Genomic DNA, 18,471 nt, shown 5'->3' on the forward strand with positions numbered 1-18,471 from the left:
CTGTGGCCCCACACCGAACACCCCGAAAGGAGGACAGCAGCCATGGCTGACTCTCCCCGCACAACAGATATCCACGCGATGGTCGTCGACGGCTACGGCGGTCCGGACACCCTCACCGCGCAGGTCGTCCACCCGAAGGCTCCCGGACACGGCGAAGCCCTGGTCCGCCTGGCCGTGGCAGGCGTCAACTTCGTCGACATCTACATGCGCCGCGGCCTGAAGCCGGTGCCGCTGCCCTTCACTCCCGGCCTGGAAGGGGCCGGCGTGGTGGAGTCCGTCGGACCCGGCGTGAGCGTCGTCCAACCGGGCGACCGCGTCGCCTACGCTCAGCAGATCGGCGCATACGCCGAAGCCACCGTCGTACTGGCCGACAGCCTGATCCCGCTGCCCGACGACGTGTCCTTCGAGCAGGGCGCCGCCTTCCCTTTACAGGGGATGACCGCCCACTACTTGATCCACGAGTACCGCAAGCCGTGCGCAGGCGACGTGGTCCTCATCCACGCCGCGGCAGGCGGGGTGGGCCTGTTCCTGGTGCAGTGGGCCCGCCACCTCGGCGCCCGCGTCATCGCAACGGTGTCCACCCAGGAAAAGGCGGATGCGGTCCGCGAAGCAGGTGCCGACGACGTCATCCTCTACACCGAGCAGGACTTCGCCGAAGAGACCCTGCGCCTGACCGACGGACATGGCGCGGACCTGATCATCGACGGCGTCGCAGCGACCACCTTCGCCGGAAACCTCAAAGCCGCCGCCCTGCGCGGACACATCGTGATCTTCGGGGCGGCCAGCGGCCCCGCCGAACCCATCTCACCCAACGTGCTGATGGAACGCTCACTGTCACTGTCCGGCGGCGACCTGTGGCACTTCATGGAAACCCGCCAGGAGATGCTCCACCGCGCCCACGCGGTGATGGAGGGCATCGAGAACGGCTGGCTTACGCCCCGCATCTCCAAGATCCTTCCCCTGGCCGACGCCGCAGAGGCGCACCGCCTGCTGGAAGACCGCCGGACCATCGGCAAGATCGTGCTCTCCACGGGCACCTGATCCACATACCCCCTCACGCACCACCCGGAAACGGAGTACCACCCATGCGCGCGACCCTCATGTACGGCGCCGGCGACGTCCGCGTCGAGAACGTCCCCGACCCCGTCATCAAGCACCCCACCGACGCCCTGGTCCGCATCACCGCCTCCTGCGTGTGCGGCAGCGACCTGCACCCCTACGGCTCGATGAAGCCCGAAGACGGACCCGCCCGGATGGGGCATGAGTTCATCGGCATCGTCGAGGACACCGGCCCGGAGGTAAACACCGTCAAGCGCGGCGACCTGGTCGTCGCCCCGTTCGCGATCTCCGACAACACCTGCGAGTTCTGCCGCGAGGGCCTGCACACCTCCTGCTCCCACCCGCAGGCCAACTTCTGGGACGGCGAGAGCGACGAGGGCGCCCAGGCCGAAGCCATCCGTGTGCCGCTGGCCGACGGAACCCTCGCCAAGCTGCCAGTCGCCGCCGACTCGGCCCTCATCCCGTCCCTGCTGACCCTCTCCGACGTCTTCGGCACCGGCCACCACGCCGCCGTGATGGGCGGCGTCAACGAGCGCACCCGCGTCACCGTGATCGGCGACGGTGCGGTCGGCCTGCTCGCGGTGCTCTCGGCCAAGCTCCTGGGCGCCGAGCAGATCATCCTCATGGGACGCCACCAGGAGCGCACCGACCTCGGCCGCACCTTCGGCGCCACCGACGTCGTCGCCGCCCGCGGCGAGGAAGGCATCGAGCAGGTCCGCCGACTCGCCGGCGGACACGGCACCCACGTCGTCCTGGAGGCCGTCGGTCACATGCCGGCCTACGAACAGGCCCTCGGCGTCGTACGCCCCGGCGGCGTCATCAGCCGCGTCGGCGTGCCCCAGTACGACGAGGCGCCGGTGGGCTTCGGCAGCCTCTTCGGCCGGAACATCCGGCTGGCCGGTGGACCTGCGCCGGTCCGCGCCTACATCGAGGAACTCATGCCCGCCATCCTCGACGGCACCATCGAACCCGGGAAGGTCTTCGACGCCACCACCGACCTCGACGGCGTCCCGGCCGGCTACCAGGACATGGCCCACCGCAGGAGCCTCAAGGTCCTCGTCAAGCCCTGACCCGGCACCGCTTGCCTCGAAGGACAGGCTTCCGAACCCGGTCCCGTTCGACAAAAGCCGAGGAACACCTCACGCAGCCCCACCCGACGTGCCAGACGCGTCGGGTGGGGCTGCAGGCGTACCTCCCGAGAGAGAAAGGGAGAGCCGTGAATGACCAGTACACGCGGGAGGCGGCGTTGTCCGGCCGGTGGTCGTGGTCACAGGCGAAGCCCCGCCGCAGCATGCAGGTGCCGTCGACCTGCCCGGACCTCCGCCACCTCGGCCGTGAGACAGCCCTTGCCGCCGTCCGGACGGCGGCGGACAACGCTGCGGAGGTGGGGGGTTGAGCTGGTACCCCCCACAAACCCGACCTGTCACGCCTGGCGCAGAAACGGTCTCCTGGAACCGTGCCTCGGTCACGACATCACCGGCCGTCGCGCCCCTTCCACCGATCGAATATGAGGTCCATTCCATGGAACGTCGCAAAGCACTCGGACTGATCGCCGGTGGCGGCGCTGCCGCCGCGTCCTTCACGGCTCTGCCCGCCTTCGGTGAGGAGAGCAGCCGCGCCGCGGGCGCCACAGGACAGGGCAAGGCCACGGGCAAGGGCGGCTACACCTTCGCACTGGACAGGAACGTCAAGCGGACCTCGGTGCGGTTCAAGAACCGCTACGGCATCACGGTTGCCGCAGACCTCTACGTTCCGAAGAACGGCAGGGGCAGGATGCCCGCCCTGGCGCTCAGCGGCCCGTTCGGCGCCGTCAAGGAACAGTCCTCGGGGCTCTACGCCAACGAGTTCGCCCGCCGCGGCTACGTCGCCCTCGCCTTCGACCCCTCCTTCACCGGGGAGAGCGGCGGCACGGTCCGCGACGTGGGCTCGCCCGAGATCTACACCGAGGACTTCAGCGCCGCCGTCGACTTCCTCGGCCTGCAGAAGAACGTCGACCGCGAGCGGATCGGCGTGCAGGCCGTCTGCGGTCTCAGCGGTATGGCGCTCACCGCTGCGGCTGCGGACAGCCGTATCAAGGCGGTCGCCACGGCCTCGATGTACGACATGTCTCGCAGCATCTCCCGCGGGCACGAGGACTTCTACACGCGTGAGCAGCGTCAGAAGGTCGTGGACTACATCAGCCGGCAGCGCTGGATCGACGCCGAGAAGGGCACCTTCGCGCGGGGATCCCACGAGGTCCCCTTCGACGAGAACGGCGACGTCGCCCCTTCGAACCGCGTCCTGCCCAAGACCTTGCCGGCGGACGCCGACCCGGTCACGAAGAGCTTCTTCGACTACTACCGCACCGAGCGCGGCTACCACCCGCGCTCGATCAACTCCGCCACCGCGTGGACCGCGACCACGCCCATGTCGTTCTTCGCCTTCCGGCAGATGACGAACATCGACATGCTGGCGCCCCGCAAGGCCCTCCTGGTGGCCGGTGCCGACGCGCACTCCCTCTACTACTCCCAGGACGTCCAGAAGATGGCCCCCGAGACCGTCGACCTCGTGGTCGTACCGGGCGCGGACCACGTCGACCTGTATGACCGCAAGGACCTCATCCCCTTCGACAAGCTCGACGAGTTCTTCACCAAGAACCTCGCCTGACCGCAAGCACCCCCGGCAGGCCGCTACCGCCACCGGCCTGCCGGGAAGCCCCCACAGCGAAACGACCGGGTGGGGTAGCTGAGCCCACCGACCAGCTGCATTAACCGCCTGCCACGTCCCCCAGCGCTGTGACCAACCGACGGGCCCACTCAGCGTGCGGACGAGAACGCCCCCCGGGGTGTCTTGGCCGTCGTCGGCCGCGCCCGCGCCCGGGGGTGGTGGTCAGTACCAGGAGGTCCGGCGTTGATGTAGGGCTTCTCTAGAGCCGTGACCTCGTCGCCGGACAACTGGAGGGCAAGCGCATCCAGGTCCCGCCCCCGGTGCGGTGGCTGCTCGACTCCGTCACGCTGTCCGCCGCCTTCGTCCGCAACGGCCGCATGGACGTCGTCGCCGCCAATCCGCGCCGCTGGCCCGCGCCCTGCACGCGCCGATGTTCGACAGCTAAACCGTCGACAAACGGGGCCGCGCCAACATCGCCCGCTTCCACTTCCGCGACTCGGGCGCGCTGGACTTCTTCGTCGACTGGGACGCCCCGCCCATGCCACCGTCTACTGCGGGCGGAGCCCGGACGTGAGCCCCACGACCGGGCCCTGCGCGAACTCATCGGGGAGCTGTCCACCCTCAGCCCCGAATTCCGCACGATGTGGGCCGCGCACGACGTCGGTATCCAGCACGGCGGCATCAAGCGCCTGGAGCACCCGGACGTGGGCCGCCTGGAGCTGACCTACCAGTCTCTGGACCTGCCCACGCCGAACCGGACGGTGCACGGCCTGAACCTCTACACCGCCGAACCCGGCACCCCTTCCGAGGACCGGCTCAAGCTGCTCGCCAGCCTGGCGGCGACCCGGTCCCAGGAGGCCGAACCCACCGACCAGCTGCGCTGACACGCCTGCTGCCCCGGATGCGCACCGCGCACATTAGAGGATTCTTCCCGGTGGGGGCACTGGCAGGGACTCCCAGGGACGAAGGGCACATGCCTACCCTGGGGGTATGGACAACCGGGCAGAAATCCGCGCCTTTCTGAAGTCCCGCCGGGACAAGATCACCCCCGGTCAGGCCGGGCTGCCCGCGTACGGCGCCCGGCGGGTCGCGGGACTGCGCAGGAGCGAGGTCGCCCTGCTCGCCGGGGTGAGCGTCGAGTACTACACGCGCCTGGAGCGAGGCAGCCTCCGCGGAGTCTCCGACGCCGTTCTGGACGCACTCGCCACCGCACTGCGTATGGATGACACCGAGCGCACGCACCTGTACGACCTGGCACGGGCATCCGGCAAGAGCGCGGCCCGTGCGCGTTCCAGCGCCCCGGTGCGTCCGGCGGTTCGGGCAGGGGTGATGCGCATGCTGGAGGCGATGCCGACGCTGCCGGCGTTCGTGACCGATCACCGTTTCGACATCCTGCTGGCGAACCCGCTGGGGCGGGCCCTGTATGCGCCGGTGTTCGAGGACGCGTCCTGCGGCGCCAATACGGCACGGTTCTGTTTCCTCAGCCCGGCGGCGCGGCAGTTCTACGTCGACTGGGAGCAGGTCGCCCAGACGGCGGTGGGTGCGCTGCGCGTCGCGGCGGCCAAGGACCCCTACGACCGGGAACTGTCGAATCTGATTGGGGAGTTGTCGACGCGCAGTGACGCGTTCCGGGTGATGTGGGGCGCGCACGACGTGCGGGTGTTCCGGGACGGGACGAAACGGTTCCGGCATCCGGCCGTCGGCCCGATCGATCTGGACCACGAGACGATGTTCCTGGCGGCCGACGAGCAGATCGGTGTGGCTGTCTACAGCGCGATCCCGGGCAGCGCAGCCGAGGACGGTCTGAAGTTGCTGGCCTTCTGGGCCGCCACCACGGACGAAAGCCATGTGGCCGGACAGGCCGATCCCGAGAACTGAACCGGCCCTGCTTACTCCTCTGAAGCCCGGCGCACACGGTGTGCGCCGGGCGCTGCCGTGAACTGGGCACATGGCGTTGGGGGTCCCCGCCGGTACCCCTCACAACGCGGACTCCCTCACCTCCCGGGATCGAGGTTTCCTGGTGAGTGCCGCACTTCTGCGGCGCGTCCCCGGCCAAGAGGTTTCCTTCCACATGTCTGCTCCGACAGAGAAGTCCGTCAAGCTGCCGTTCGTCGTCTATCTGCTGGGCGTCGGCGCGTTCCTGATGGGCACCACCGAGTTCATCGTCGCGGGGATCCTGCCCGAGCTGGCCGCCGACCTGTCCGTCGGCGTCTCCCAGGCCGGTCTGCTGATCACGGCGTTCGCGATCGGCATGATCGTCGGCGCCCCGGTGATGGGCCTGGCCACCCTGCGGCTGCCCCGCCGCTCCACCCTGATCCTGGCGCTGGCCGTGTTCGCCGCCGGACACGTACTCGCCGCGCTCAGTTCCTCGTTCACCGTGGTGTTCGCGGCCCGTGTGCTCAGCGCGCTGGCGACCGGCACCTTCTGGGCCGTCGCCTCCGTCGTGGCCACCGCCGCCGCGGGGCCGGCCGCCAGGTCCCGCGCGCTGGGCGTGATGGTCAGCGGCTCCGCCCTGGCCACGGTGGTCGGCGTGCCGGTAGGAACCTGGGCCGGACAGGCGGTCGGCTGGCGCGGCACGTTCTGGGCCCTCGCCGCCCTGGCCGTCCTGGTCGCGGTATTGATCGGCCGGTTCGTCCCCGCCGACACGCAGCGCGCGACGGTTTCGGCCCGTGCTGAGTTCGCCGCGCTGCGCCAGGGACGTCTGTGGCTGTCTATGAGCGCCACCGCGCTGGTCACCGGCGGCGCCATGGCCGCGTTCAGCTACATCACGCCGCTGCTGACCCAGCGGACCGGCATCCCCGAGGGCCTCGTGCCGTTGGTCCTGATCGGCTACGGCATCGGCGCCCTGGCCGGAACGAACCTCGGCGGACGCCTCGGCGACCGCAAGCCCCTGGCCACCGTGACCAGCGCCGCGATCGGCACGGCACTGATCCTGTTCCTACTGATCCCGCTGTCCCACAGCGCCGCCCCGACCGTGGTCCTGGTGGTTCTGCTGGGCATGGCCGGCATGGCTGTCCCGCCGGTCGTCACCGCCCTCGCGGTGCGCTTCGCGGGCGACGCCCCCACCCTGGCCGCCGCCCTGGCCATCTCCTCCTTCAACGTCGGGATCGCGGCCGGCTCCTGGATCGCCGGAAGCGCCCTGGACTCCTCCCTCGGCCTGACCGGCCCCGCCCTCGTCGGCACCGTGATGGCCGCCTGCTCCCTGGTGCCGCTGGCCGCACTCGGCGCGATCCGCGCCACCCACACGCCCGCGCCCCCGACGTCCACCGCTCAAGCGGGAGTCGCGCACGAAACCGACGTCCGCCACACGACGGTCTGACCCCGCCCGCGGAGCCGGTCGGGTCGCGTGCGACCCGCACCGCACCTAGTCTCACCACCACCAGAGGAAGGCCCGAACCCTCATGAAGTACCGCACCCTCGGTAATTCCGGCATGGCGGTCTCCAAGATCGCACTTGGCACGATGTACTTCGGTAGCGAGAACACCGAGGACGAGGCATTCGCCCTGCTCGACGCCTTCGTCGAGGCCGGCGGCACCGTGCTCGACACCTCCGACGTGTACTCCGACACCCTCGCCGAGCAGACCGTCGGCCGCTGGCTGGCCGCCCGCCCCAGCGAGATCACCGACCGTGTCGTCCTGGCCACCAAGGGCCGCTACACCACCGGCCCCGACGTCAACGACGTCGGCCTGTCCCGCCGCCACCTGACCCGCGCCCTGGACGCCTCCCTGCACCGCCTGGGCGTGGAGAGGGTCGACCTCTACCAGATGCACGGCTGGGACGCCCACACACCCATCGAGGAGACCCTCTCCTTCCTCGACGGCGCGATCCGCGCCGGGAAGATCTACTACGCGGGCCTGTCGAACTTCACCGGCTGGCAGCTCCAGCTGACCGTCTCCACCGCCAAGGCCATGGGCGTTAACGTCCCCCTGACCCTCCAGCAGCAGTACAGCCTGCTCTCCCGCGAGAGCGAGTACGAGATGGTCCCCGCCGCCCTGCACAACCACATCGGCCTGCTGCCCTGGTCGCCGCTGGCCGGGGGCTTTCTCACCGGCAAGTACCGGCGCGGCACCACCCCCGCCCCGGACACCCGGGCCGGCGGCGACAACCCGCTGTACCGGTACGTCTCGGCGCAGTACTCAGCTTCCGACCGCAATTGGGCCACCATCGACGAGACCGTTCGCATCGCTCAGGAGGCCGGTGTGACCCCCGCTCAGGTTGCGCTGAGCTGGATCGCCGACCGGCCCGGCGTCGTTGCCCCGGTTTACGGGGCCCGCACCCTGGACCAGCTCCACGACGGCATCGCCGCCGCCGACCTCACCCTGGACGACGAGGCCACCCACGCCCTCGACAAGGTCAGCGCCCCCACACCCGGCGACTACCCCTACGGCCCCTTCGGTGTGGCCCAGCGCGACCGACGGCTCCAAGGCGGCGACCAGGCCCTCGGAGACCTCGTCTCCCAGGGATCCGACCACCCCCTCGGCCAGTCGTAGCCCGCACGGTGCCGCGGCGGCTCGGGCAAGAGTGGCGCCGGTCACCGCTGCCGTAAGCACCGTGCTGACGGGCGGGTGGTCAGAACCAGGAGGGGCCAGCGTTGGTGTACGGCGCTTCCAGCGCGGCCACCTCGTCGTCCGACAGGCGCAGGCCGAGTCCATCCACGGCCTGGGACAAGTGGTGGGGCTTCGTGCCTCCCACGACAGGCGCGCAGACGAGCGGGTTGCGCAGCACCCAGGCCAGCGCGACCTGAGCCATGCTGACGCCGCGGGCTTCGGCGACCTGCTGGACCACGTTGATGACCGGCTCGTCATGCGGGCTGTCGAAGGACTGCACGACGTGGTCGGTACGGGAGCGGGTGCTCTGCTCGCCGACGGGCCGTGCGAGGCGGCCCTTGCCGTTCGGTGAGTACGGCACCAGCCCCACGCCCATGTCGCCGCACATGGCCATCAGCTCCGGTTCGTCCTGGCGGCGCAGCAGGTTGTACTGGTTCTGCATGGACACGAAGCGCGTCCATCCACCGAGGTCGGCGGCGTGCTGGAGCTTGGCGAACTGCCAGGCGTACATGGACGAGGCGCCGAGGTAGCGGACCTTCCCGGCCTTGACGACGTCGTGCAGGGCCTCCATCGTCTCCTCGACCGGCGTGTCGTCGTCGAAGCGGTGGATCTGGTAGAGGTCGATGTAGTCGGTGCCCAGTCGGGCCAGGGACGCGTCGACCTGTTCGAGGATGGCCTTGCGGGACAGGCCCTCGCCGCCGGGTCCGTCGTGCATCTTGCCCCGGACCTTGGTGGCGAGCACGACGTCCTCGCGCCGGGAGTACTCGCGCATGGCGCGGCCGGTGATCTCCTCGGAGGTGCCGGCCTGGTAGACGTTGGCGGTGTCCCAGAAGGTGATGCCCAGCTCGACGGCCTGCCGGAAGAACGGCGCGGCCTTGTCCTCGGTCAGCGCCCACGGGTGGGCGCTGGGGACGGTCGGGTCGCCGTAGCTCATGCACCCCAGAGCGAGCCGGCTCACCCTCAGCCCGGTGGTGCCGAGACGGGTGTACTCCACGTTGGGTGCTCCTCAGTGATCAAGTGCGGTCCGGTTGCGGGGCCGGCGGTTCAGTGGGTGGTGTAGCCGCCGTCGACGGGCAGTGCGACGCCTACGACGAAGCTGGCGGCGGGGCTGCACAGCCATACGGCGGCGGCAGCGACCTCTTCGGCGGTGCCCAGGCGGCCGATGGGCTGCTGCTTCATGATCTCGGCCATCGCCTCGGCCTGCCCTTCGAGCATGTCGGCGACCATCGGGGTCTCGATCACGCCGGGGCAGATGGCGTTGATACGGATGCCCTTGGGCGCGTACTCGACCGCGGCGCTCTTGGTCAGGCCGATCACGCCGTGCTTGGAAGCGTGGTAGGCGGCGCGCTCGGGCAGGCCGACCAGCCCGCCCAGAGAGGAGTTGTTGACGATGGCGCCGGAGCCCTGGGTGCGCATCTGGCGCAGTTCGTGCTTCTGGGCGGCCCACACACCACGCAGGTTGACGGCGTTGACCCGGTCGAAGTCCTCGGCCGTCTCGTCGGCGGCGTCCGAGGGCGGGGCCTGGATGCCAGCGTTGTTGAAGGCCATGTCCAGGCGGCCGAAGGCGGCTACCGCCTGGTCGACCATGGCGGCGGCCTGCGCCTCGTCGGCGACGTCGCACACCACGCCGATGGCCTGGTGGCCGGCGTCCTTCAGTTCCTTGGCGGCCCTGTTGACCGCGTCCTGGTCGAGGTCGGCCAGGGCCACGGCGGCGCCGGCCTGGGCGAAGAGGCGGGCGGCGGCCAGGCCCATGCCGGAGGCCGCGCCGGTGACCAGGGCGACCTGGCCCTCGAAGTTGTACTGCGGGTTCATGCTCAGGTTCCAATCTCTTATGCGGGCCCGGCGAATCGACAGGCCGCTCGTACAGGGGGCGGGCACGGTCTCGCCGCGGCCGAAGCGCGCCACGTTCGTCAGGGCGCCGGAAAGTCTGGGCGGCACGGCACTCGTAACGCGCAAACTGGGCACGGTGCAGGACTCGTGCCGGGGAAGGTCAGGAGAGGCGGGCGTGGCGTCGCGGGCCGGAGTACTGGTCGTCAGTGACGTGCTCCAGCCAGTCGACCTCGTCGCCCTCCCACAGCGCAATGTGCGCCATGAACCGGTCCGGGGCCGCGCCGTGCCAGTGCTCCTCACCCGCCGGCGTGAAGATCACGTCCCCGGGGCGGGCCTCGACGATGTCGCCGCCGCGGAACTGGATGAGGGCGATTCCCTCGACGACGTAGAGGGTCTGGCCCAGGCCGTGGGAGTGCCAAGCCGTGCGGGCACCGGGCGCGAAGCGCACCATGTTCGCCCGCGCCCGGGAGGGGTCCTCGCCGCGGTAGATCACATCCGCCCAGGCATCCCCGGTGAACATCTCCGCCGGAAGCTTCATCGTGGCCGGAGGCTGGAGGATCTCCATGATCGTTCTCCTTGCATACGTGCTGTCGTGGCTCGGCCACGGACAGGTGAGGGGTAGGGGCGGGGCGAATCAGTCCTCGGCCAGGACCTCGCGGGCGACAGTGAGCGCGGACATCGCCTTGGGCCATCCGGCGTAGAACGCCATGTGCGTGATCGTCGCGATCAGTTCCGTGTCGCTGACCCCGTTCTCGCGGGCCTTGCCCAGGTGGAAGGCGAGCTGCTCGCTGCTGCCGCTGGTGATCAGGCTGGCCACCGTGACCAGACTGCGGTCCCGCGAGGACAGGTCGGGGTCCTCCCACTCCTGCCCGAACAGCACGTCCTCGCTGTATCCCGCCAGTGCCGGGGCGATGTCCCCGAACTGCTGACGCGGGCCCTCGGGCTTCTTGTCCTCCGCCATGTTCGGCTCCTTCCTCGTGGATACCCGGACGTGTCCCCGCAGGGGCGGGAAGCAGGCACCGTCTCTCCATTCGGTCTCGCCGTCACGGTGTGCGCCACCGGAGGCAGCCCCATCGCTGGCCTGCTTCCGATGAAACGGCAGGTCACGGGCGCGCGGAAGGACCCGTTGATACGTGTACTGGCAGTACACCTCTCGCTCGTCGGGATCGTCGTAGCCTCGAAGACATGGACAACCGCAGCGAGGTCCGCGAGTTCCTCACCAGCCGCCGCGCCAAGATCACACCCCAGCAGGCCGGCTTGCCCGCAGCAGGTCAGCGCCGGGTGAAAGGGCTGCGCCGCGAGGAGGTTGCGATGCTCGCCGGAGTCAGCGCCGAGTACTACGCCCGCATGGAACGCGGCAACCTCGCAGGTGCCTCCGAGGCCGTCCTGGACGCGCTCGCCAGGGCGCTGCAGCTCGACGAATCCGAACGCGCCCACCTGATGGATCTCGCACGCACGGCCAACACCACCCGCAAGCCCTCACGCCGCCGCGGCGCTCAGCCGATCCGCCCCGCCCTGCAGCAACTGCTGGACGCCATGACCGAGGCACCCGCCTTCATCCGCAACGGCCGCCTCGACATCCTGGCCACCAACCGCCTTGGCAAAGCCCTGTACTGGCCTGTGTTCCAGGATCCCGCGCGGCCGGTCAACCTCGCCCGCTTCCAGTTCCTCAACCCCGGCGCCGGCGACTACATGACCGAACTGGACTACCAAAAGGCCGCCTCGGCGGCTCTCCTGCGCACCGAGGCCGGACAGGACCCCTACAACCGTGACCTCAGCGACCTGATCGGTGAACTCTCCACCCGTAGCGAGGAATTCCGCACACTGTGGGCCGCGCACGACGTGCGCCTGCACCGCACCGGCCTCAAACGCTTCCGCCACCCTGTCGTCGGTGACCTCGCCCTCGCGTTCGAGGGCCTGCCCGTCCCGAACGATCCCGGCCTCACCCTCACCGCAATGAGCGCCGAGCCCGGCTCCGCATCGGCTGATGGACTCCGGCTTCTGGCCAGCTGGGCCGCCACTCTCGATCAGAGCGGGCAGCAGAACACCGAACTCGCCAGCGACTAACGCAGCACATACCAGCCCTGAGCGGGCCTCCTCTACTCCACGGGCTCCTTGGGAACGAGGCGGCGTCAAGGAACCTGGCTCTGCGGCGACTTCGCGTTGACATCCAACTCAGTCGCCCCAGATCAGCGCGTTGTGCACGACTAGCTTCGCTGTCGAAGGACAGAACTTGTCCTTCGTCATCCATTCGAGGCGTTTGACAACGAACCAAGCCGCTTTGACTTCTCTCTCCGCAGGATCGTCACCTCGGCGGGGAAGTTGACCACTGCCCGTTGCCGATCCAGGGTGAGCCCCTCCACGAGGTCCGTATGTCGGCCGCGTATACCTACAGGGCGAGCAGCTGCGCCCGCTGTCAGTGCGCCATGCGACCCTCGACCTCGTCTAGGCGCTCGCGCAGCCGACGCGCCCGTTGAGATGGGGGACGACTTGAGTGACGACACACGGAGCGCCGCACCTTCGCCGGAGGACACGCTGCGCTCTGCCCGGCTGCTTGCCCGTGCTGAGGCGGCCGTCGTGGCGCTCTTCACCACGCGGGCCTACGAACTGGGCTGGAAGGTACGGAGCAAGCCGAGCGGCATCTTGGACCACGTGACGCTGTCCTGCGACGCGGGACATACGACTCAGGTAACCCCCGTGACCGCACTGCACCCCACACTCGGCAGCACGATCGTCCGGGCACCCGAGGGGAGCGTGTTCCTCCTGGATGCAGAGATGAAGCACATGGAAGTGCCGGGAACGACGAATCTGGCATCCTTCCCCATGGCGCTGGAGGAGTGCGAGCACTGCGCGCGGAAGCGGTGGGAAGAAGCCGCCCATGCGTCGTTCGCTGCCTACGCTATCGAGACCGATCTCCGCATCCTGGCCGACGCCACATCCCGCAACGGGTTGCCAGCAAAGAAGGTTCGCTGCCTGCACGGGCATGAGTTCACCATCACCGCGATAGATCCACGTACCCCTAAGCGCGCGCCAGGCTACGGGCGCAACTACGGGCACGAACGCACCTGGCGTGATTTCACCATGCCGATGGATTCACCTACCCCCGGGCGGTTGCCGGAGGGTAACTACGGATCCACAACAGGTCCTGGCAACGTGGACGACCCTTGCGCTACGTGTCGCCGCATCTCTCAGACACCCAAGCTCGTTGAGTTCAGGCGCCGCGCCCGCGAGCAGAACGTGATGATCCTGGACGTCATGTCGGACCGGATCCTCCAGACTGTGCGCCTGTGCTGCGTTGCCGGGCACCTGACCTCGGTGAGCATCAACACCGGGTTGAAGCGCGAGTTGCTGTGCGCCCGATGCAGCGGAGCGGGCGTTCGCCCCGAACCAACCGTGTACTACGTGGTGACCGACGGGGCCATGGTGAAGCCCGGGATCTCCTCGGGTGACGGGCGAGGCCGGCTTGATACCCACCGCATCCAGCACGGTCTGGGTCAAGTCCGCAGGTTCATATCCGACCTGCCCGTTGGTTCAGCTCGCGATGTCGAGCGACATGTCCTGGACTGCTTGGCCAGCCAGGGCATCCGTCCGGTGATGGGCTCCGAGTATTTCGATGCCGCGCATATTGACCGGGTGCTGGAATTGGCGGACGGGTGGTTCGCAGCGAACCTGCCGAACTGCCCGTGGACGGTGACCGCCTAGGGCTTGTCCGGCGGATCATGTGACCTTCTGACCATTGGTTAGGGCATGGGCCGAGGTGGGCGCGTCAGCCGAAGACGGGACGTTCACCGTCCGTGCCGGGCTTGTCCACTCCCAGGTCCGCGCCCACCCACTTGGTGGGGTCCTTGATGATCTCGACGGCGAGCGCGGCCACGGACTTGCGGGACACGACCGTGCCCTTGAAGGGCTCGTCCCGGTTCGTGGTCTCGAAGTCGATCTCGTCCTCGTCCGAAAGCCACGCGGGCCGCAGGATCGTGTAATCCAGGCCCGAAGCCGCGACCGTTTCCGCGGCGCGACGGTAGGTGGCCAGGACCGGGGCGCCGATCGTCTCCGTGTTCCAGCGGCCGAACGCACCGGGAACCTCGTCGTAGATTCCGAGGGCGGTGACGAAGATCAGGCGTCGTACGCCGGCGTTCCGCATGGCGGTGACGATGTGTTCCGCCTGGGCGTCGAGATCGCCGGCCAGGTTCGCGTAGACCAGGTCCTGCCCGCGCACAGCGTTGCCGAGTACCTCGGTGTCCAGGACATTGCCTTCGATGACGTGCGCTCCGGTCGGCACGTGCGCGATACGGTCACGGCTGCGGGCCAGCAGTGCCAGTTCGACGTCTTCGTTTTCCAGGATTTCCACTGCCCGTCGGGCGATCTGCCCTCCGGCTCCGAGGATCAGGACCTTGGTTGCCATTCCCCTACGCTCCCTACAGGTTCGACATTTTCTCTACGAGTCCACCGTGACACGGTGCGGGAGAATTCGGGAGGGTAAGAATTCCTACCCCTTTGAACAGGACGGGAGCGATAGTGGGCGCGTCAATTATGCAGACGGCCTGGCGGCGGTCGTCGTGTGGAGCGAATTCAGTGGCCTCTGTGGCGGCGCGCGCTTTCCGGCTTCTCGGGGTGTTCCTCCTGGACGGCGGCCGTGGTGTGGGTGGCGGCCCAGGAGGCGAGGAAGGCCAGTGCTTCGTGGCTGGGCGTGCCCGGTTCGGCACTCCAGACGACGAGTTGCTGGTCGGGGTCGGTGGCGCAGGCGAGCGTTTCCCAGTCGAGGATGAGCTCGCCGACGAGCGGGTGGTCGATCTTCTTCACGCCGGCGGTCTGGGCGGCGACGTTGTGGGCGGCCCACCACCGGCGGAAGTGCGGGTCTTTTATCGACAGGTCTCCGACGAGTTCGCTCAGGCGGGGGTCGTCGGGGTGGCGAGCGGCTTCCATGCGCAGGAAGGCCACGCAGTCCGGCGCTATCGCCTGCCAGTTCTTGTAGCGCGCCCTGACCTCGGAGTCGGAGAAGACCAGGCGGGCGTAGTTGCGCTCCTTCGCGGAGAGCTGGGAGAAGTCGGTGAGGAGGGCTGCCGCGAGGGGGTTCCAGGCGAGGATGTCCATGCGGCGGCCCAGGACGATCGCGGGGAAGCCGAGGGCGTCGAGGAGGCGCCGGGTCGGGGGGCGAACCTTCTGGGTTGCGGGCCGCTGGGGTCGGGGGGCGTCCTTGCCGGCCAGTTCGAGGAGGTAGGTCCGCTGGTCGTGGTCGAGGCGCAGCACGTCGGCCAGCTTCGCGAGGACCGGCGCGGACGCTTTGAGGCGGCCCTGCTCCACGCGGGTGTAGTACTGGACGCTGATCGAGGCGAGCTGGGCCACTTCTTCACGGCGCAGCCCCGGGACGCGGCGCGGCCGTCCGTCATCGGTGAACCCCAGATGCTCGGGGATCAGCTCGGCTCGTCGCGCCTTGAGGAACTGCCCGAGCTCGTTGGTGTTCGCGTCCCTGCCCATGCCCCCACAGTAGTGCCGTGATCACCCGGGAAGCGGTTCTTCCGGGGGGTAGGGATCCTTACCCTGCACGGCGGCCGGTGGATGTGTGACGGTGGAATCACCGCAGATCCGATTGCCGCGGAGAAGAGGGTCAGCTGGATTGCGCTATTTCGGCGTCCCGGTCATTCTCGCGGAACGACATCGCTTTTCAGGAGGCGTCAGCCGTGGAAACCGTCACTTTCAAGAACAAGCACGTGGACGTCGCCGCGAACATTCACTTCCCGCCCGGCTTCGACCCCGCCCGGAAGTACCCGGCCATCGTCAGTGCCCACCCGGTCGGCAGCTGCAAGGAGCAGACCTCGGGGTCGGTGTACGGCAAGGCGTTCGCCGAGGCGGGCTTCGTCGTCCTGGCCTTCGACGCCTCCTTCCAGGCCGGCAGTGGCGGCGAGCCCCGCCAGCTGGAGGACGCGACGTGGCGGGTGGAGGACTTCCGCTGCGCCGCCGACTACCTCGTCACCCTCGACTACATCGACGAGGACCGTATCGGCGTCTTCGGCATGTGCGCCGGCGGCGGCTACACCTGGGCCGCCGCGATGACCGAGCGCCGCTTCAAGGCGGTCGCGACGGTCACCGGAGTCAACCTGGGCCGGCTGCTGCGCCAGGGCGACATGTCGCCGGACGCGGCCGTCAAGACGCTGGAGGCCATCTCGGCCCAGCGCACCGTCGAGGCCCGCGGGGGTGAGCAGCGGCTCGACAGTTCCCTGCCGCCGTCGGTGGAGAAGGCCAAGGAGCTCGGCATGGTTCCGCCCCTCCACATCGACGTCGCGGAAGCCACCGAGTACTACAAGACCCCCCGGGGCGCCCACCCGAACGGAACCAACCTGTGGTCGTTCTCCTCCATGGCGCCGACGGTCTGGTTCGACGCCTACCACCTCGCGGACAAGCTGCTGACCCAGCCCCTGCTGCTCGTCGTCGGCAACAAGCCGGGTGAGTTCGGCGCCTACCGGGACGCCTTCGAGGTCTTCGACAAGGCCGCCTCGAAGGACAAGGAAGTCCTGGTGATCCCGGACGTCTCCCACTACGACCTCTACGACAAGCCCGAAGCCGTCGGACCCGCACTCGACGCGCTCATCCCGTTCTTCAACAAGCACCTCTGAGCCGCCCGTCCCCGCCGTCTTCACCGGGGACGACCGCGCCCGCAGACCGCACTCTCCGGCCCGGCCGAGCGGCTTTGCGCTGCTCGGCCGGGCCGGCCCTCGCCGCACGACCTACCGGGAGCCACCCGTGAGCATGCCTTCACCCGAGACGATCGCCACGAGCCTGGCCCAGGGGTTCGCCCACACCCGCCGCGTCCCGGTCCTGCGCCGCCCCGACGAGTACGGACTCTCCTACGAGGACGTCACGTTCCCCTCGCAGGACGGCACCCCGCTGGAGGGCTGGTTCATCCCGGCCGACTCCGACAAGCTCGTCATCGCCAACCACCCGATGCCGGCCAACCGCTACGGCTACCCCGGGCACCTGCCTCAGTACGCGACCCCGTTCGCCGACTTCGAGATCAACTTCCTGCCCGACTACAAGAACCTTCACGACGCCGGCTACAACGTCCTCGCCTACGACCTGCGCAACCACGGCCGCAGCGGCGAAGCCAACGGCGGCCTGGTCGGCATCGGCCAGTTCGAATACCGCGACGTGATCGGCTCGGTGCGCTACGGACGCGAGCGCATGGGCATCGACAACACCCGGATCGGCTTCCTCTCCCGCTGCCTGGGGGCCAACTCCACCATCGTCGCGATGTCCCGGCACCCCGAGGAGTTCGAAGGCGTCCGCGCCCTCGTCGCCGTCCAGCCCGTGTCCCTGCGCGCGCTCGCCGAGACCGCCCTGGCCCAGGTCCCCGGCGGGATCGGCCTGCTGGAGACAGAACTCAAGAACCTGACCGGCTTCGACCTGGACGAGCTCTCCCCGCTGGAATACGCGAAGGACGTCCGCGTACCCACGCTCATCGCCCAGGTCCACCAGGACTCCAGCACCCGGCCCGAGGACGTCCAGAACATCTACGACAACCTCGCCGCCGACGACAAGAAGCTGCACTGGATCGAGGGGACCACCCGCCGCTTCGACGGCTACAACCACTTCCCCGAGAACCCCGGCCGAATGATCGACTGGTTCACCACCCACCTCACGTGACGTGCAGGGCCGCCCCGCCCGTCTGCCCGCCGGGATCGGCTTCACCGGACACGGCGGATCGTGACGCGGACCGCTACGTGGGCCGTGAGGACGAGCCGCTACGGCGAGACCTTGAAGCGCCCGTCCGGCCCGCCGAGCGGACGGGGCGGCCCCGGCGTCCGGTACCAGGCGCATGCCGTTCGCGTATCGCCGGACCCCGGCCTCCCTCACCACCGAGTTTCGCGACCTCTTCGTGGTCCATCCACCCCGCTGATCTGGAGTCCTGACGCGATGTTCTCCTCCCAAGCCCCTCGTTCCGAGCTGCTCGGCGTCGATCTTGAGCGGGTAACGTTCGACCAGGCCAAGGGCTGGCGGTGTGCTTTATGCGGCACGCGGCTGATCACGGACCGTTCCCTGGGGACATTCACCGCCCGGACGGGGCTCCTCACCGAACCCACCGAACTGTGGGCGTGCGCCCCGCAGTGCTGATGAGGCCAACTGCTCCGTTGCACACAAACCTGGACCCACAGTGCGTCGAAAGCAGTCGATGGCGGCGAGTTGGCGAGTGATCTGTGTGGCAGCGTTCGCACCGCCCGCCGTGTGGCTGCCCCGCTCGCCTCCCTGGATCTCGTCCTCATCGCCACCGCGGTCATCCTCGTCCGCACCCGCCAACGCCTGACCGACTCCCTGAAAGCTGCAACCACGGGTTGGACCGTGGCCAGAGAGCCGCATGCCACCGCGCAGTTCGCATGACGCCCATGGGGTCGGTACG

Annotated in this window: 18 protein-coding genes; 12 read left to right on the plus strand and 6 right to left on the minus strand. The window is 69.0% G+C overall.

Features of this window, described 5'->3' with window-relative positions; translation table 11 throughout:
* The first annotated feature begins 42 nt into the window (after positions 1-42).
* The 7 genes from AB0F29_RS15000 (at position 43) to AB0F29_RS15030 (ending at position 8,195) form a co-directional block, all read left to right on the plus strand.
* A complete protein-coding gene (locus AB0F29_RS15000) occupies positions 43-1,041 on the plus strand; it encodes a quinone oxidoreductase (protein WP_361871749.1) in 999 nt (332 codons plus the stop codon).
* A 44-nt stretch (positions 1,042-1,085) separates the two neighbouring features.
* Positions 1,086-2,129, plus strand: coding sequence for an alcohol dehydrogenase catalytic domain-containing protein (locus AB0F29_RS15005; RefSeq protein ID WP_361871751.1), 1,044 nt, complete (start codon positions 1,086-1,088; stop codon positions 2,127-2,129).
* 451 nt (positions 2,130-2,580) lie between these two features.
* The gene (locus AB0F29_RS15010; protein ID WP_361871754.1) at positions 2,581-3,705 is read left to right on the plus strand and encodes an alpha/beta hydrolase; all 1,125 of its coding nucleotides are present in this window, start codon (positions 2,581-2,583) and stop codon (positions 3,703-3,705) included.
* 320 nt (positions 3,706-4,025) lie between these two features.
* On the plus strand, positions 4,026-4,589 hold the full coding sequence (locus tag AB0F29_RS15015) for a hypothetical protein (protein ID WP_361871757.1): 564 nt from the start codon (positions 4,026-4,028) through the stop codon (positions 4,587-4,589).
* Between the two features lie 106 nt (positions 4,590-4,695).
* Positions 4,696-5,583, plus strand: coding sequence for a helix-turn-helix transcriptional regulator (locus AB0F29_RS15020; RefSeq protein ID WP_361871759.1), 888 nt, complete (start codon positions 4,696-4,698; stop codon positions 5,581-5,583).
* Positions 5,584-5,776: 193 nt separating this feature from the next.
* On the plus strand, positions 5,777-7,024 hold the full coding sequence (locus AB0F29_RS15025; protein WP_361871760.1) for an MFS transporter: 1,248 nt from the start codon (positions 5,777-5,779) through the stop codon (positions 7,022-7,024).
* 82 nt (positions 7,025-7,106) lie between these two features.
* Positions 7,107-8,195 (plus strand): aldo/keto reductase, encoded by a 1,089-nt coding sequence (locus AB0F29_RS15030; RefSeq protein WP_361871763.1) that lies wholly within the window; start codon positions 7,107-7,109, stop codon positions 8,193-8,195.
* Positions 8,196-8,274: 79 nt separating this feature from the next.
* Here AB0F29_RS15030 and AB0F29_RS15035 read toward each other — a convergent pair whose 3' ends face one another.
* The 4 genes from AB0F29_RS15035 to AB0F29_RS15050 form a co-directional block, all read right to left on the minus strand.
* Entirely contained in the window at positions 8,275-9,246 is a 972-nt protein-coding gene (locus AB0F29_RS15035; protein WP_361871765.1) for an aldo/keto reductase, read from the minus strand.
* Between the two features lie 50 nt (positions 9,247-9,296).
* Positions 9,297-10,064: a glucose 1-dehydrogenase gene (locus AB0F29_RS15040; protein WP_361871767.1), complete on the minus strand. Its 768-nt coding sequence runs from the start codon at positions 10,062-10,064 to the stop codon at positions 9,297-9,299.
* A 178-nt stretch (positions 10,065-10,242) separates the two neighbouring features.
* On the minus strand, positions 10,243-10,647 hold the full coding sequence (locus tag AB0F29_RS15045) for a cupin domain-containing protein (protein WP_361871769.1): 405 nt from the start codon (positions 10,645-10,647) through the stop codon (positions 10,243-10,245).
* 69 nt (positions 10,648-10,716) lie between these two features.
* Entirely contained in the window at positions 10,717-11,043 is a 327-nt protein-coding gene (locus tag AB0F29_RS15050) for a carboxymuconolactone decarboxylase family protein (protein WP_361871772.1), read from the minus strand.
* A gap of 224 nt (positions 11,044-11,267) precedes the next feature.
* On the opposite strand from AB0F29_RS15050, the gene AB0F29_RS15055 reads away from it, so the two are divergent.
* Positions 11,268-12,149, plus strand: coding sequence for a helix-turn-helix transcriptional regulator (locus AB0F29_RS15055; RefSeq protein ID WP_361871774.1), 882 nt, complete (start codon positions 11,268-11,270; stop codon positions 12,147-12,149).
* Between the two features lie 423 nt (positions 12,150-12,572).
* Positions 12,573-13,784 (plus strand): hypothetical protein, encoded by a 1,212-nt coding sequence (locus AB0F29_RS15060; RefSeq protein ID WP_361871777.1) that lies wholly within the window; start codon positions 12,573-12,575, stop codon positions 13,782-13,784.
* A gap of 64 nt (positions 13,785-13,848) precedes the next feature.
* On the opposite strand, the gene AB0F29_RS15065 is transcribed toward AB0F29_RS15060, so the two are convergent.
* Positions 13,849-14,484 carry an NAD(P)H-binding protein gene (locus AB0F29_RS15065; RefSeq protein WP_361871779.1) on the minus strand — a complete coding sequence of 212 codons (636 nt, stop codon included), beginning with the start codon at positions 14,482-14,484 and terminating at the stop codon, positions 13,849-13,851.
* Between the two features lie 167 nt (positions 14,485-14,651).
* Positions 14,652-15,557, minus strand: a complete 906-nt coding sequence (locus tag AB0F29_RS15070; RefSeq protein WP_361871782.1) for a helix-turn-helix domain-containing protein — start codon at positions 15,555-15,557, stop codon at positions 14,652-14,654.
* Between the two features lie 203 nt (positions 15,558-15,760).
* Here AB0F29_RS15070 and AB0F29_RS15075 point away from each other — a divergent pair, with 203 nt between their 5' ends.
* From AB0F29_RS15075 to AB0F29_RS15085, 3 genes are all read left to right on the plus strand, one after another.
* Positions 15,761-16,693 carry an alpha/beta hydrolase gene (locus AB0F29_RS15075; RefSeq protein ID WP_361871784.1) on the plus strand — a complete coding sequence of 311 codons (933 nt, stop codon included), beginning with the start codon at positions 15,761-15,763 and terminating at the stop codon, positions 16,691-16,693.
* A gap of 133 nt (positions 16,694-16,826) precedes the next feature.
* The gene (locus AB0F29_RS15080) at positions 16,827-17,720 is read left to right on the plus strand and encodes a prolyl oligopeptidase family serine peptidase (RefSeq protein WP_361871979.1); all 894 of its coding nucleotides are present in this window, start codon (positions 16,827-16,829) and stop codon (positions 17,718-17,720) included.
* Positions 17,721-18,299: 579 nt separating this feature from the next.
* Positions 18,300-18,452: a hypothetical protein gene (locus tag AB0F29_RS15085; RefSeq protein ID WP_361871786.1), complete on the plus strand. Its 153-nt coding sequence runs from the start codon at positions 18,300-18,302 to the stop codon at positions 18,450-18,452.
* Positions 18,453-18,471 lie beyond the last annotated feature (19 nt).

Source organism: Streptomyces sp. NPDC026589 (assembly GCF_040638385.1).
GTDB lineage: Bacteria > Actinomycetota > Actinomycetes > Streptomycetales > Streptomycetaceae > Streptomyces.

Bases quoted from the DNA above. Each gene is read 5' to 3' on its own strand.
- AB0F29_RS15045 (WP_361871769.1), bottom strand. From the start codon at position 10,647: ATGGAGATCCTCCAGCCTCCGGCCACGATGAAGCTTCCGGCGGAGATG.
- AB0F29_RS15050 (WP_361871772.1), bottom strand. From the start codon at position 11,043: ATGGCGGAGGACAAGAAGCCCGAGGGCCCGCGTCAGCAGTTCGGGGAC.
- AB0F29_RS15000 (WP_361871749.1), top strand. From the start codon at position 43: ATGGCTGACTCTCCCCGCACAACAGATATCCACGCGATGGTCGTCGAC.
- AB0F29_RS15030 (WP_361871763.1), top strand. From the start codon at position 7,107: ATGAAGTACCGCACCCTCGGTAATTCCGGCATGGCGGTCTCCAAGATC.
- AB0F29_RS15080 (WP_361871979.1), top strand. From the start codon at position 16,827: ATGCCTTCACCCGAGACGATCGCCACGAGCCTGGCCCAGGGGTTCGCC.
- AB0F29_RS15070 (WP_361871782.1), bottom strand. From the start codon at position 15,557: ATGGGCAGGGACGCGAACACCAACGAGCTCGGGCAGTTCCTCAAGGCG.
- AB0F29_RS15020 (WP_361871759.1), top strand. From the start codon at position 4,696: ATGGACAACCGGGCAGAAATCCGCGCCTTTCTGAAGTCCCGCCGGGAC.
- AB0F29_RS15055 (WP_361871774.1), top strand. From the start codon at position 11,268: ATGGACAACCGCAGCGAGGTCCGCGAGTTCCTCACCAGCCGCCGCGCC.
- AB0F29_RS15025 (WP_361871760.1), top strand. From the start codon at position 5,777: ATGTCTGCTCCGACAGAGAAGTCCGTCAAGCTGCCGTTCGTCGTCTAT.
- AB0F29_RS15010 (WP_361871754.1), top strand. From the start codon at position 2,581: ATGGAACGTCGCAAAGCACTCGGACTGATCGCCGGTGGCGGCGCTGCC.
- AB0F29_RS15065 (WP_361871779.1), bottom strand. From the start codon at position 14,484: ATGGCAACCAAGGTCCTGATCCTCGGAGCCGGAGGGCAGATCGCCCGA.
- AB0F29_RS15005 (WP_361871751.1), top strand. From the start codon at position 1,086: ATGCGCGCGACCCTCATGTACGGCGCCGGCGACGTCCGCGTCGAGAAC.
- AB0F29_RS15040 (WP_361871767.1), bottom strand. From the start codon at position 10,064: ATGAACCCGCAGTACAACTTCGAGGGCCAGGTCGCCCTGGTCACCGGC.